The sequence below is a fragment of the Streptomyces sp. NPDC051104 genome (assembly GCF_040682835.1).
Taxonomy (GTDB): domain Bacteria; phylum Actinomycetota; class Actinomycetes; order Streptomycetales; family Streptomycetaceae; genus Streptomyces; species Streptomyces cynarae.
In genome coordinates this window covers 213,863-227,084 of record NZ_JBFBBS010000003.1, presented here as the reverse complement: position 1 = coordinate 227,084, position 13,222 = coordinate 213,863, and the positions used below count along the sequence as shown (strand labels likewise).

Here is a 13,222-nt window from a genome sequence, read left to right as displayed (position 1 = left end):
GCTCACGCGTAGCTCACCATGTGGGCCGTCCCGTACCACCCCTCGGTACGGGGCGGCCCTTCTGCTTATGCTGGCGGTCATGCTGACCATCACCCAGGCCCTCGTCGACCAGATCGTCGCGCACGCGCGCCAGGACCACCCCGACGAGGCGTGCGGAGTAGTCGCCGGCCCGGCCGGCTCGGACCGCCCCGAGCGCTTCGTCCCGATGCTGAACGCGGCCCGCTCGCCCACGTTCTACGAGTTCGACTCCGGCGACCTGCTCAAGCTCTACCGGGAGCTGGACGACCGCGACGAGGACCCGGTGGTCATCTACCACTCCCACACCGCGACCGAGGCCTACCCGTCCCGCACGGACATCTCCTACGCCAACGAGCCCGGCGCCCACTACGTCCTGGTCTCCACCGCCGACACCGACGGGGCGGGCCCCTTCCAGTTCCGCTCGTTCCGGATCGTGGAGGGCGAGGTCACGGAGGAAGAAGTCAAGATCGTGGACTCCTACTGATCTCGTATCGCGGATGAAATCTGTCCGAACAGCGAGATCACACTCCGGAGCCCGGTCCGGGAATCGTTACGATGAGCGCATGGTTCTGAACGACGTGAGCGACAAGACGCCGGGCGCACTGCTCGTGGCGCGGCTGCACGTCGACCTGTGCAGGCTCGCCAGCGCCATCTGTTGACGCTGTCCCTGCCGCCGTACGGCCGTGAGCCGCGGCGTCCGACCCGCGTACCACCGCGCCCTCGCGCCGCCGCGCCCACCGACCCGCCATCCTTCCGACAGGAGCCCGCAACCATGGCCATCGAGGTCCGCATCCCGACCATCCTCCGCCAGTACACCGACGGCCAGAAGGCGGTGGAAGGCACCGGGGAGACCCTCGCCGACCTGTTCGCCGACCTCGAGACCCGTCACCCGGGCATCCAGGCCCGCATCGTGGACGGCGGCGAGCTGCGCCGCTTCGTGAACGTCTACCTGAACGACGAGGACGTCCGCTTCCTCGACGGCATCAACACGAAGGTCGCCGACGGCGACAACGTGACGATCCTGCCGGCCGTCGCCGGCGGCATGGCCTGAGCCCGACGGTCGCTGATCACCGATGCGCTACGACTCCCCGCTGGCCGCGGTGGGCAACACCCCCCTGGTGCGCCTGCCGCGGCTGTCGCCGTCCCCCGACGTCCGGATCTGGGCCAAGCTGGAGGACCGCAATCCGACCGGCTCGGTCAAGGACCGCCCCGCGCTGCACATGATCCAGCAGGCGGAGAAGGACGGCCGCCTCACCCCCGGCTGCACGATCCTCGAGCCCACCTCGGGCAACACCGGCATCTCCCTGGCCATGGCGGCCAAGCTCAAGGGCTACCGCATGGTGTGCGTGATGCCCGAGAACACCTCGCAGGAGCGCCGGGAACTGCTCGCCATGTGGGGCGCCGAGATCATCTCCAGCCCGGCGGCGGGCGGCTCCAACACGGCCGTACGCGTCGCCAAGGAACTGGCGGCCGAGCACCCGGACTGGGTGATGCTCTACCAGTACGGCAACCCGGACAACGCGGGCGCGCACTACGCGACGACCGGCCCCGAGATCCTCGCCGACCTGCCGTCCATCACGCACTTCGTGGCCGGGCTCGGCACCACCGGCACCCTCATGGGCGTGGGCCGCTACCTGCGCGAGAACAAGCCGGACGTGCAGATCGTGGCCGCCGAACCGCGCTACGACGACCTGGTGTACGGCCTGCGGAACCTCGACGAGGGCTTCGTGCCGGAGCTGTACGACGCCTCCGTCCTCACCAGCCGCTTCTCCGTCGGCTCGGCGGACGCGGTGACCCGGACCCGTGAACTGCTCCAGCAGGAGGGCATCTTCGCGGGCATCTCCACCGGCGCCGCGCTGCACGCCGCGATCGGCGTCGGCAAGAAGGCCGTCAAGGCGGGCGAGAGCGCCGACATCGTCTTCGTCGTGGCCGACGGCGGCTGGAAGTACCTGTCGACCGGCGTCTACACGGCGGCCACGACGGAAGAGGCCATCGAGACGCTCCAGGGCCAGCTCTGGGCCTGAGCCCTTCGCAGGGGCCGCCTCTCATCGAAGCGCCAACCCCCTCCTATGAGGGGGCTAAGCGTTGTCTACGACGCGGCAAAGATCTTCGCCCGGGGCAGCCTTTCGGGGACGGACGGGGCTACGTTCTGCCCGTCCTGTCATGTCACGCTCATCGGCATCGCAGGGTGGTCAAAGTGTCATGCCCATGACGCGCGTTCCACCGCCGCTACGCGCGTCACAGCCTGCCACTCAGCTCGTGAATCCCCACTTCCGGCTGTGGTCCCGCGTCCGGCCCCACCCAGGCCCGCGCGGTGCCGGCCTCGACCGATGGAGGCAACACCCCCATGCGTGCGTCACGCCCGAACAAGCGGCGCCGGAGTCTTCGAAGACTCCTGACCGCCGCCGTCCCGGCCCTCACCCTCACCGTCGCCGGGTTCCTGGCGGCCCCGTCCGCGGGCGCGCAGACCGCGCCCGCCGCCACCGCGCACACCACCCGCACGTCCCAGAACGCCAAGGCGCTCACCGACCCCCAGCGGCAGACCGTCCACTCGACCGGCAAGGCCGGCCAGAAGGTGCCGACCCAGCACCTGTGCGCCACCGCGAAGCCCGGCCACGCGTCCTGCTTCGCCCAGCGCCGCACCGACATCAGGCAGCGCCTGGCCTCCGCGCTCGCGGCCGCCGCGCCCTCCGGCCTGAGCCCGGCCAACCTGCACAGTGCCTACAACCTGCCCTCGACCGGCGGCTCCGGCCTGACCGTCGCGGTGGTCGACGCCTACAACGACCCCAACGCCGAGTCGGACCTGGCCACCTACCGCTCGACGTACGGCCTGTCGGCGTGCACCAAGGCCAACGGCTGCTTCAAGCAGGTCAGCCAGACCGGTTCGACCACCTCGCTGCCCACGAACGACTCCGGGTGGGCCGGTGAGGAGGCACTCGACATCGACATGGTCAGCGCCGTCTGCCCCAACTGCAGCATCATCCTCGTCGAGGCCAACTCCGCCAACGACACCGACCTCGGCATCGCCGAGAACGAGGCCGTCTCGCTGGGCGCCAAGTTCGTCTCCAACAGCTGGGGCGGCTCCGAGTCCTCCTCCCAGACCAGCGAGGACACCTCCTACTTCAAGCACCCGGGTGTCGCGATCACCGTCTCCGCGGGCGACTCCGGCTACGGCGCCGAGTACCCGGCGACCTCCCAGTACGTGACCGCCGTCGGCGGCACCGCGCTGAGCACGTCGTCCAACTCCCGCGGCTGGACCGAGTCCGTGTGGCACACCAGCTCCACCGAGGGCACCGGCTCCGGCTGCTCCGCCTACGACCCGAAGCCGAGCTGGCAGACCGACACCGGCTGCTCCAAGCGCATGGAGGCCGACGTCTCCGCGGTCGCCGACCCGGCCACCGGCGTCGCGGTCTACGACACCTACGGCGGCTCCGGCTGGGCCGTCTACGGCGGCACCAGCGCCTCCGCCCCGATCATCGCCGGCGTCTACGCCCTCGCGGGCACCCCGGGCTCCAGCGACTACCCGGCGAAGTACCCCTACTCCCACACGAGCAACCTGTACGACGTCACCAGCGGCAGCAACGGCTCCTGCTCGACCTCGTACTTCTGCACCGCGCGCACCGGCTACGACGGCCCGACCGGCTGGGGCACCCCCAACGGCACGACCGCCTTCTCCTCCGGCAGCAGCACCGGCAACACGGTGACCGTCACCAACCCGGGCAACCAGTCCACCACGACCGGCAGCTCGGTCAGCCTGCAGATCAGGGCGACGGACAGCGCGGGCGCCACCCTCACCTACAGCGCCACCGGACTGCCCACCGGCCTGTCGATCAACAGCTCGACCGGCCTGATCTCCGGCACCGCCTCCACCGCGGGCACCTACAGCGTGACCGTCACCGCCAAGGACTCCACCAGCGCGTCCGGCTCGGCCTCCTTCACCTGGACGGTCGGCCCCTCCGGCGGCGGGTGCACGTCTGCGCAGCTCCTCGGCAACCCGGGCTTCGAGTCGGGCAACACCACCTGGACCGCCTCCAGCGGCGTGATCACCAACGACAGCGGTGAGGCGGCGCACAGCGGCTCCTACAAGGCCTGGCTCGACGGGTACGGCTCCTCGCACACCGACACGCTGTCCCAGTCGGTGACCATCCCGTCCGGCTGCAAGGCCACGCTGACCTTCTACCTGCACATCGACACCGCGGAGACCGGCAGCACCGCGTACGACAAGCTGACGGTGACCGCCGGGTCGACCACGCTGGCGACGTACTCGAACGTCAACGCGGCCTCCGGCTACACCCAGAAGTCCTTCGACCTGTCCTCGTTCGCGGGGTCCACGGTCACCCTGAAGTTCAGCGGCGTGGAGGACTCCTCGCTGCAGACCAGCTTCGTCATCGACGACACCGCCCTGACGACGAGCTGACGCACCTGTGCGCGAAGGGGCCCCGGCCGGGCGTGTGGGCCGGGGCCCGTTTGCGAGCGCGTGGGGATCCTGATGCGCTGGAGAAACGTCACACCGGCACACATGGGCACGAGTAACGAGAGGCGGCCCTCATGCGCCGTACCACCGCTCAGCGGACCACTGTCGTCGCCGTCGCGGCAGCGGCGCTCCTCCTCGCGGGCTGCGGCACGCACAGTGGGCCAGGAGCGGCCGGCAGCGGCGCGGTGTCGCCGTCCCCGTCGGTGTCCGGGTCGGCCTCGGGGCCGGCGTCCCCGTCGGCGCCCGAATCCGGATCGGCGTCCCCGTCGGCCTCCCCCTCGGCGCCCGCCTCCGGGGCACCGGCCCCCACGGCCACTTCCACCGGCTGCACCCCTCACGTCCAGCTCACCGCCGCCGACACCGGCCGCGCCGTGTGCCTGAGCACCGGCGGACAGATCCGCCTCACCCTGGACGGCACCAGGGACCGCCCCTGGACCCCCGTCACCGCCACCGGCGCGGCGCTGAAGGCCGCCAACGCCGGTTTCGTCGTTCAGCCGGGCGACGCCGTGGCCGCCTTCGACGCCGTCGCGCCCGGCACCGCACAGCTGACCGCCACCCGGCCGCTGTGCGCCAAGCGCCCCGGCCAGACGTCGTGCTTCGGCATCCAGCGGTGGACCGTCACGGTCACGGTGACCAAGCCATGAGGCCCGCGATGTACTCGCTCACCCGGCCAGGTACCGCACCTGGTCCCACAGCGCGGGGTCCACCACCCCCACCCGGTGCCGGAAGTCCCACAGCGGCACGTCCCGCAGCTCGTCCGTCTCCAGGAAGCTGGGCCGCCCCTGGGTGTCACCGACCGACCCCGGCGGGAGCGGGATCACGCCCGCCCGCTCGTCGTGGTACCGGCTGGTGATCCGCGCGACCGTCGCGCTGTCCCCGCGCACCGTCAGCACCAGGCACGGCCGCTCCTTGCCGCCCGGCCGGTCCCCGTAGGGCACGCTCGCCCACCAGATCTCGGCCGGCCGCGGATGCACCCGGGCACGCCCCGGCGGACGCGCGGCCGCGGCACGGTGACGCCGCCCGCGCCCCCATCCGTCCACCAGCGTCGCGACCAGCGCGAGCAGCACCACCGCCGCCAGCGCGAGCCACCACGACGTGTCCATATGGATGACGGTACCGGCGCGTTCGCCTCACTGCCCGCCTTCCGCAACTCAAGTGCGCCGTATCGTGCGCCGCGCGCGCCCTTGTTCCAGCCGAACCGGTGACACCACAGGTGAGTTCCCCCACAACGGCCCCTGGCGGAGGAGCGACCGGTCCTTTTGCGCCTTACGCTCGACGGACCGCACGACCCCCGTCACCGTTCCCCGTCCCTGCCTTGCGCACGTCCCGCCACGGAGGTTCCAGCTCTATGAAGCTCACCGTCGTCGGCTGCTCGGGGTCGTTTCCGTCCGCGGACTCGGCCTGCTCGAGCTACCTCGTCGAGGCCGACGGCTTCCGGCTGCTGCTCGACATGGGCAACGGCGCCCTGGGCGAGTTGCAGCGCCACTGCGGTCTCTACGACCTTGACGCCATCTTCCTGAGCCATCTGCACGCCGACCACTGCATCGACATGCTCGCGTACTTCGTCGCGCGCTACTACCGCCACGACGGCGGCCGCTGCGCCCCCCTCCCGGTCTACGGCCCGGAGGGCACCGAACAGCGCCTGACCACCGCCTACGGCGACACGCCCTCGGCCTCCTCGATGAGCGAGGTCTTCGACTTCCACACGGTCAAACCGGGCACGTTCGAGATCGGCCCGTTCACCGTGCACACGGAACGCGTACGTCACCCGGTGGAGGCGTACGGCATCCGGATCGAGCACGGCGGCAGCTCGCTCACCTACTCGGGCGACACCGGTGTGAGCGAGGCGCTGGACGAACTCGCGCGCGACGCCGACCTGTTCCTGTGCGAGGCCGCCTTCACCCACGGCAAGGAGGACATTCCGAACCTCCACCTGAACGGCCGTGAGGCGGGCGAGACCGCCACCCGCGCCCGGGCCCGCCGCCTCGTCCTCACCCACATCCCGCCGTGGACCGACCCCCAGGTCAACCTGACGGACGCCCGCGCGGTCTACTCGGGGCCGGTCGAACTGGCGGCGCCACGGGCGACGTACGACATCTAACCCGTCCGCCCGAAGACCTCGAACGACGCCCGCGAGGTCCCGAACGACGCAACGGCGACCGCCGCTTCCCAGGAGGCGGCGGTCTTTTCGTGCCCTGTCAGTGTTCTGCTGCGTCCTGCTGAGTCTTCCTGCGTCCTGCTGCGTCTTCCTGTGTCTTCCTGCGTCTTTCTGCGTCTTCCTGCGTCGTCTTGCGTCGTCTTGCGTCCCCTCGTCCTCTCTCAGCTTCATCTCAGCGACGCACGCACAGGCTGGAGAAGTCACCAGGGACGAGCGAGAACTCCACAAGCCGGAAGGGGGCGCCCCGATGGCCTCCGACGCCTGCGCCCGACCCACCGTCAGGACCAGAGGCCACACCGATCCGAGGGCGACGGGTTCCCTCGGCCGGCTGCACCACTATTTCGAATCCGCCTGTGACCACAGCCCGTGGGCCGTGGCGCTGGAGTGCGCGGGACAGCGCGTGACGTATGCCGACCTCGACGCACGCGCCAACCAGGTCGCCCACCACCTGCGCCGGCTGGGCCTCGGCCCGGGCGCGCGCGTGGCGCTCATGGTGCCGCGCTCGGTGGAGATGTACGCGTGCCTCCTGGGCGTCTGCAAGGCCGGGGCGGCGTTCGTGCCGGTCGACCCGGAGGCACCGCCGGATCGCGTCGCCTTCATCCTGGGCGACGCCGGCGCCGCCGCCCTGCTGACCACCTCCGCCCTCGGCGCCGGGACACCGCGGCGGTGCCCGGTGATCGAGACCGACACCCAGGCCCGCGACCTCGCCCGCCTGCCCACCACGCGCCCACCCGCCGCCGAGCCGGACGAGGACGACCCCGTCGCCTACGTCATGTACACCTCGGGATCCAGCGGCAGACCCAAGGGCGTGGAGATCGCCCAGTCCAGCATCTGCAACTTCCTCCGCGTCGTGACTCCCGTCTACGGCATCCGCGCGGACGACCGGGTGTACCAGGGCATGACCCTGTCGTTCGACTTCTCCATCGAGGAGATCTGGCCGACGTGGACGGTGGGCGCCACGCTCGTCGCCGGACCGACCGGACCCGGGCGGCTCGGCGACGAACTCGCCGACTTCCTCCAGGAGCACGCCGTCACGGTGCTCTACTGCGTGCCGACGCTGCTGGCGACCCTCCCGCGGGACCTGCCGCGGATCCGCGGCATCCTCCTGGGCGGCGAGGTCTGCCCCGCGCCGCTCGTCGAGCGGTGGGGCAGGCCCGGCCGCCGCATCCTCAACACCTACGGGCCCACCGAGACCACCGTCACCGCGACCTGGAAGGAACTGCGCCCGGGCCGGCCGGTCACCATCGGGCGGCCCCTGCCGACGTACTCGGTGGTGCTGCTCGACGAGCGGCGCAGGCCCGTGCCCCACGGCGCGACGGGCGAGATCTGCCTGGGCGGGCCCGGCCTCGCCCGCGGCTACGTGGGCCGGCCGGACCTGACCGCCGACCGCTTCATCCGGCACCCGCTGGCACCCCGGGGCGGCCGGCTCTACCGCACCGGGGACCTCGGCCGCATGACAGCCGACGGGGAGATCGAGTACCTCGGCCGGGCCGACGCCGAGGTCAAGGTCCGCGGCTACCGGGTCGCCCTCGACGAGATCGACAACGTGCTGTTGGAGGACCCCGCCGTGGCTGCGGCGATCACCGCGCTCGTCCCGGCGCCCGGAGCACCGGCGGAACAGGGTCACGACGGCAAGGTCCTCGCCGCCTACGTCGTCCGCGCCGACGGTGCCCCGCAACCGGACACCGCCCGTGACGACGACGCCCTCGCCGCCCGCCTCCACGAGCGTCTGCGCCGCATGCTGCCCGCCTACATGGTGCCGTCGTTCCTGGACGTCCTCGACCGGCTGCCCGCCATGCCGAGCGGCAAGGCCGACCGCAGGCGGCTGCCCGCCCCGACCGGCAGACGGCTCGCGGGCACCGGCCGGGTGGTGCCCGCCCGCGACGCCTGGGAAGCGCGCGTCCGGGACGCCTGGTCCCAAATCCTCGGCATCCCCCCGGACCACCTGTCCGCCGAGGCCGACTTCTTCACCGACCTCGGCGGCCACTCCCTGCTCGCTGCCCGGGCCGTCTCCCTGCTGCGCGGCCAGGACGGCGAACCCGGCCCCACCCTGCGCGACCTCTACGAACACCCGACCGTCCGCGCGCTCGCCGCCCGGCTGCGCACGGCGGCGGCCACTCCCGCCGCCACCGAGCCGCCCCGCCCGGCGCCGATCCGCCACGGCCGCGCCCGGATCGCGCTCGCCGGGCTCGCCCAGGCCGCGGCGATCCACATCATGCTGTTGCTGTTCACGCTGCCCCTGGCCGTCTCGTACGCCACCAGCCACGGCCAGGTGTCCGGCCGGGCGGTGGCCGAGCCCGCGCTCGCCGTGCTGGCCGCCTACACGGCCCTGCGCTGGCTCCTGCCCCTCGCCCTGGCCCGCCCCCTCGCCGCGGGCATCGCCCCCGGCCGCCACCCGCTGTGGGGCGCGACCTACCTGCGCCTGTGGGCGCTGGACCTGCTGCTGGGCGTCAGCCCGCTCCGGCTGCTCAGCGGCTCCCCCTTCATGGCCCCCTACCTGCGGCTCCTCGGAGCCCGCATCGGGGCCCGCACCACCATCGCCACCAGCATGATCTCCCTGCCGGCCCTGCTGCGCGTCGGCAGCGACACCGCCATCGGCTACGGCGCCTGCCTGCGCCCCTGGCAGGTCGCCGACGGATGGGTCACGGTCGCCCCGATCACCATCGGCGAGCGGGCCCACGTCGGCGCGGGCGCGGTCCTCGAACCCGGAGCCCGGATGGGCCCCCGCTCGGCACTCGGCGAGCAGTCCCTCCTCGGCCCGGGCGAGCCGGTCCCCGCCGGGGCCCGCCGAGCCGGATCACCGGCGCGCCCGGTCGACGCCCTGGCCCCGGCCGTGGAGGCCATGCTGGCCGGACCCGAAGGCACCGACCGCTGGCGGCCACGCCACCTCGCCGCCGCACTGCTCGGTCTCCTCTGCCTGGAGGCGGCCACGCCCGCGATGATCCTGCCGGGCGCCGCCCTGGCCTGGTGCGCCTGGCAGCGTTGGGGCACGGAGGCCGCACTGGCCGCCGCCGCACTGTCCGGACCGCTGTTCGTGATCACGGTGTGCACGGTGGTCGCCCTCGGCAAGCGCCTCGTCCTGCCCCGGGTGCCCGCCGGCATCCACCCCGCGCGCTCCTTCCTCGGCGTGCGCAAGTGGGTCGCGGACAAGCTGCTGGAGTACAGCCTCACCTTCACCAACTCGCTCTACGCCACCCTGTACACCGTGCCGTGGCTGCGGCTGCTCGGCGCGCGCGTCGGCCGGGGCGCCGAGGTGTCCACCGCCGCCTGCATCGACCCCGACCTGCTCACGCTGAAGGAGAGCAGCTTCGTCGCGGACATGGCGAGCATCGGGGCCGCCGCCTTCGCCGCGGACCGGGTGGCGTTCGGGCCCACCGAGGTGGGCAGCCGCGCGTTCGTCGGCAACGCGGCGCTCGTACCGGCCGGGACGGAACTCGGAGCGGACTCCCTGGTCGGCGTGGGCACCGTCCCGCCGCGGGACCGTGTGCCCGAGGGCACCACCTGGCTGGGCTCGCCCGCGCTGCGGCTGCCGGTGCGGCAGAGCAGCGGCTCCTACCCCGAGGAGCTGACCTACCGGCCGACCCGCGGGGCCGTGTTCGGGCGCCTGGGCATCGAGTTCTTCCGCGCCACCCTGCCCGCCTCCCTGCTGGCGGCCGGTGCCTGGCTGGTCGTGCTGGCGCTGTCCGCCCTCACCCGCCGTACGGGCGACGTGCCGACGGCGGTGCTCGTGGCACCGCTGCTGGCGATGGGTGCGATGGCCGCCGTCACCGCGTTCTGCGTGCTGGTCAAGCTGGTCGTCGTGGGGCGGTACCGGCCGCGCGTCGCACCGCTGTGGAGCCTGTTCGTCCGCCGCACCGAGTTCGTCACCGGCCTGTTCGAGGCCGCCGCCGTCCCGGCCGGCGTGCGTATGTTGGTGGGGACGCCCTTCCTGCCGTCGGTGCTCCGCCTGTTCGGCGCCCGCATCGGCCGGCGCACCTGGATCGGCACCACCTTCCTCACCGAGTTCGACCTGGTGGAGGTGGGCGACGACGCCGCGATCGGCACCAACGTCTCGCTGCAGACCCACCTGTTCGAAGACCGGGTGATGAAGATGTCGAAGGTGACCGTCCGGTCCGGCGCGAGCGTCGGCACGCGCGCGATCGTCCTGTACGACGCGGTGGTGGGCGAGGGCGTGCGGCTCGGGGCACTGTCCCTGGCCATGAAGGGGGAGCACCTGACGCCGGGGACCAGCTGGCGCGGGCTCCCCGCCGAGGGCGCCGCGCATCCGGGGCGGTGAGGAAGGCATGGCACACGCCGAGGCGTCCGGTGCCGGAGGGCGCCCGCTCGCGCTCGTCTACCGAGGGCCGGCCACGCTGCCCGGGTGCCCGGAGGCGGTCGCGGACCTGCTCGCCGCCGGCCCCTGGAACCTGGACGTCCGCTTCACCGGGCCGCGGGAGGCGCTGCCGCTGTCGGCCGAGTCGCTGTCCGGGGCCCTGGTGTACGCCCAGCCGGGCGGCGGCACGCTCTCCCGCGCCTACCGCAAGCTGCGGCGGCAACGCGACGCGATCCGCGACTTCGTCCGGGGCGGCGGGCGGTACGTGGGCTTCTGCCTGGGCGGCTATCTGGCCGGGGCGACACCCGGGTTCGGGCTGCTGCCCGGGGACACCGACCAGTACATCTCCTCTGCGGGGCGCACGGTCCATGACGAGAGCGACACGCTGGTCGGGGTGGTGTGGCGGGGCCGGCCCCGGACCGTGTTCTTCCAGGACGGCCCGTACTTCGTGCTCGACGAGACCGCCGCGGCCGCGGACACGCGGGTCCTGGCCACCTACACCAACGGGCTGCCCGCCGCACTGGTGACCCGCTTCGGCGCCGGCCGCGTGGCGGTCACGGGCCCGCACCCGGAGGCCACGGCCGACTGGTACACGGACAACGGCCTTCCGGTCCACGACACCCGGGACCTGGCGGTGGACCTGGTGGGCGCTGCACTGGAAGCGCTGACGTACGGAAGAGGGCCCCGGAACCACACGGGATGCTGTTGGTTAAACCAACAGCATCCCACACGGTTCCGGGGCCCTCCTGGGACTGTGGGCGGCTACGCCTTGGTGAGGTCCTCGACCTCCTCCTCGGGCTCGCGGCCCGGGGTGGTGAGGTTGAACTTGATGATGGCGAACCGGAAGACGAAGTAGTAGATCGCCGCGAAGACCAGGCCGATCGGGATGATCAGCCAGGGCCTGGTGGCGAGGTGCCAGTTCAGGAGGTAGTCGATCGCACCGGCCGAGAACGTGAAGCCGGCGTGGACGCCGAGCGCCCAGGTGATCGCCATGGACAGCGCGGTGAGGACCGCGTGGATCCCGTACAGCACCGGCGCGATGAACATGAACGAGAACTCGATCGGCTCGGTGACACCGGTGACGAACGACGTCAGCGCGACCGAGAGCATCAGACCCATGACGGCCTTGCGGCGCTCGGGGCGGGCGGTGTGCGCGATGGCGAGCGCGGCGGCCGGCAGACCGAACATCATGATCGGGAAGAAGCCCGACATGAACTGTCCGGCGGTCGGGTCACCGGCGAAGAAGCGGTTCAGGTCGCCGTGCACGATGACGCCCGCGGAGTTCTTGTAGTCGCCGATCTGGAACCAGGAGACGGCGTTCACGAACTGGTGCATGCCCACCGGGATCAGCGCGCGGTTGATCAGACCGAACAGACCCGCGCCCACGGCGCCGAGACCGGTGATCCACTTGCCGACGTCGGAGATGCCGTCACCGATCGGCTTCCAGACCAGCCCGAAGAAGACGCCGAAGAGCGTGCCGACGAACGCCATGATGATCGGGACGAGCCGGCGGCCGTTGAAGAAGCCGAGCCAGTCCACCAGCTTGGTGCGGTGGAACCGCTGCCACAGCACGGCGGACAGCAGACCCAGGAGGATGCCGCCGAGGACGCCCGGGTTGTTGTACGTCGCCTCGACTATCTTGCCGTTCTCGATGTGCTGCTCGGTCAGCGGGAACGCCTTGAGGACGTTGCTGTAGACGAGGAAGCCGACCAGGGCCGCGAGCGCGGTGGAGCCGTCCGACTTCTTGGCGAAGCCGATCGCGACGCCGACGCAGAAGAGCAGGGGCAGGTTGTCGAAGACGGCGCCGCCCGCGGTCGCGAAGACGGACGCGACCCTGTGCCAGCCGAGTCCGTCGTCACCGAACACGTCGGGCTGCCCCAGCCGGAGCAGGATGCCCGCCGCCGGCAGCACGGCGATCGGGAGCTGCAGGCTGCGGCCGACCTTCTGCAGGCCCTGGAACAGACCGGACCCCCGCTTCTTCGCGGGGGCCGCCGTTGTCGCGGTGGCGGTGCTCATACTTCCTCCATGTGCCGGGGCTGCCGGGGGACGGGAAGGGGGAGTGGAACGGGGTGAAACAGCCCCGTGTGGTCTACACCACTCTGGTGTAGACCTGTTGTAGCACGGTGAAGGCGGGATAAGGAACCCATGAATTCTGCGGCCTCGGACAGACGGGGAGCAAATGCCGCACTCGTGATGAAGGCCACGTAGGCGGGCGCGGTGTTCTGGCCCGGCGCTTTGCGGGCGTTCCCGGGGTGGTGTA

11 protein-coding genes are annotated in these 13,222 nt (G+C 72.0%); 9 read left to right on the top strand and 2 right to left on the bottom strand.

What is annotated here, in order from left to right:
* Window positions 1–79 precede the first annotated feature (79 nt).
* The 6 genes from AB0N14_RS07690 (at window position 80) to AB0N14_RS07665 (ending at window position 5,136) form a co-directional block, all read left to right on the top strand.
* Window positions 80–502 carry a M67 family metallopeptidase gene (locus AB0N14_RS07690; protein ID WP_366024781.1) on the top strand — a complete coding sequence of 141 codons (423 nt, stop codon included), beginning with the start codon at window positions 80–82 and terminating at the stop codon, window positions 500–502.
* A gap of 79 nt (window positions 503–581) precedes the next feature.
* On the top strand, window positions 582–677 hold the full coding sequence (locus AB0N14_RS07685) for a winged helix-turn-helix domain-containing protein (protein ID WP_216825713.1): 96 nt from the start codon (window positions 582–584) through the stop codon (window positions 675–677).
* Between the two features lie 113 nt (window positions 678–790).
* Window positions 791–1,069, top strand: a complete 279-nt coding sequence (locus tag AB0N14_RS07680) for a MoaD/ThiS family protein (RefSeq protein ID WP_103845066.1) — start codon at window positions 791–793, stop codon at window positions 1,067–1,069.
* A gap of 22 nt (window positions 1,070–1,091) precedes the next feature.
* Window positions 1,092–2,042, top strand: a complete 951-nt coding sequence (locus AB0N14_RS07675) for a cysteine synthase (RefSeq protein ID WP_366024780.1) — start codon at window positions 1,092–1,094, stop codon at window positions 2,040–2,042.
* Window positions 2,043–2,365: 323 nt separating this feature from the next.
* Window positions 2,366–4,435 (top strand): putative Ig domain-containing protein, encoded by a 2,070-nt coding sequence (locus tag AB0N14_RS07670; RefSeq protein WP_366024779.1) that lies wholly within the window; start codon window positions 2,366–2,368, stop codon window positions 4,433–4,435.
* A 131-nt stretch (window positions 4,436–4,566) separates the two neighbouring features.
* Window positions 4,567–5,136 (top strand): hypothetical protein, encoded by a 570-nt coding sequence (locus AB0N14_RS07665; protein ID WP_366024778.1) that lies wholly within the window; start codon window positions 4,567–4,569, stop codon window positions 5,134–5,136.
* Window positions 5,137–5,154: 18 nt separating this feature from the next.
* Here AB0N14_RS07665 and AB0N14_RS07660 read toward each other — a convergent pair whose 3' ends face one another.
* Window positions 5,155–5,595, bottom strand: coding sequence for a type II toxin-antitoxin system PemK/MazF family toxin (locus AB0N14_RS07660; RefSeq protein ID WP_366024777.1), 441 nt, complete (start codon window positions 5,593–5,595; stop codon window positions 5,155–5,157).
* A gap of 245 nt (window positions 5,596–5,840) precedes the next feature.
* Between AB0N14_RS07660 and AB0N14_RS07655 the strand changes: the two genes are divergently transcribed.
* The 3 genes from AB0N14_RS07655 (at window position 5,841) to AB0N14_RS07645 (ending at window position 11,818) form a co-directional block, all read left to right on the top strand.
* Window positions 5,841–6,593, top strand: a complete 753-nt coding sequence (locus tag AB0N14_RS07655) for an MBL fold metallo-hydrolase (RefSeq protein ID WP_366024776.1) — start codon at window positions 5,841–5,843, stop codon at window positions 6,591–6,593.
* A gap of 304 nt (window positions 6,594–6,897) precedes the next feature.
* Window positions 6,898–10,926, top strand: coding sequence for a Pls/PosA family non-ribosomal peptide synthetase (locus AB0N14_RS07650; protein WP_366024775.1), 4,029 nt, complete (start codon window positions 6,898–6,900; stop codon window positions 10,924–10,926).
* Window positions 10,927–10,933: 7 nt separating this feature from the next.
* A complete protein-coding gene (locus AB0N14_RS07645; protein ID WP_366024774.1) occupies window positions 10,934–11,818 on the top strand; it encodes a BPL-N domain-containing protein in 885 nt (294 codons plus the stop codon).
* Here AB0N14_RS07645 and AB0N14_RS07640 read toward each other — a convergent pair.
* Entirely contained in the window at window positions 11,725–12,978 is a 1,254-nt protein-coding gene (locus AB0N14_RS07640) for a PTS transporter subunit EIIC (protein WP_366024773.1), read from the bottom strand. The two genes, AB0N14_RS07645 and AB0N14_RS07640, sit on opposite strands and share 94 nt — an antisense overlap.
* Between the last annotated feature and the right edge of the window lie 244 nt (window positions 12,979–13,222).

Excerpts from the sequence above, each read along its gene's own strand:
- AB0N14_RS07660 (WP_366024777.1), bottom strand. The coding sequence starts at position 5,595 with ATGGACACGTCGTGGTGGCTCGCGCTGGCGGCGGTGGTGCTGCTCGCG.
- AB0N14_RS07670 (WP_366024779.1), top strand. The coding sequence starts at position 2,366 with ATGCGTGCGTCACGCCCGAACAAGCGGCGCCGGAGTCTTCGAAGACTC.
- AB0N14_RS07645 (WP_366024774.1), top strand. The coding sequence starts at position 10,934 with ATGGCACACGCCGAGGCGTCCGGTGCCGGAGGGCGCCCGCTCGCGCTC.
- AB0N14_RS07640 (WP_366024773.1), bottom strand. The coding sequence starts at position 12,978 with ATGAGCACCGCCACCGCGACAACGGCGGCCCCCGCGAAGAAGCGGGGG.
- AB0N14_RS07675 (WP_366024780.1), top strand. The coding sequence starts at position 1,092 with ATGCGCTACGACTCCCCGCTGGCCGCGGTGGGCAACACCCCCCTGGTG.
- AB0N14_RS07680 (WP_103845066.1), top strand. The coding sequence starts at position 791 with ATGGCCATCGAGGTCCGCATCCCGACCATCCTCCGCCAGTACACCGAC.
- AB0N14_RS07650 (WP_366024775.1), top strand. The coding sequence starts at position 6,898 with ATGGCCTCCGACGCCTGCGCCCGACCCACCGTCAGGACCAGAGGCCAC.
- AB0N14_RS07665 (WP_366024778.1), top strand. The coding sequence starts at position 4,567 with ATGCGCCGTACCACCGCTCAGCGGACCACTGTCGTCGCCGTCGCGGCA.
- AB0N14_RS07655 (WP_366024776.1), top strand. The coding sequence starts at position 5,841 with ATGAAGCTCACCGTCGTCGGCTGCTCGGGGTCGTTTCCGTCCGCGGAC.
- AB0N14_RS07690 (WP_366024781.1), top strand. The coding sequence starts at position 80 with ATGCTGACCATCACCCAGGCCCTCGTCGACCAGATCGTCGCGCACGCG.
- AB0N14_RS07685 (WP_216825713.1), top strand. The coding sequence starts at position 582 with ATGGTTCTGAACGACGTGAGCGACAAGACGCCGGGCGCACTGCTCGTG.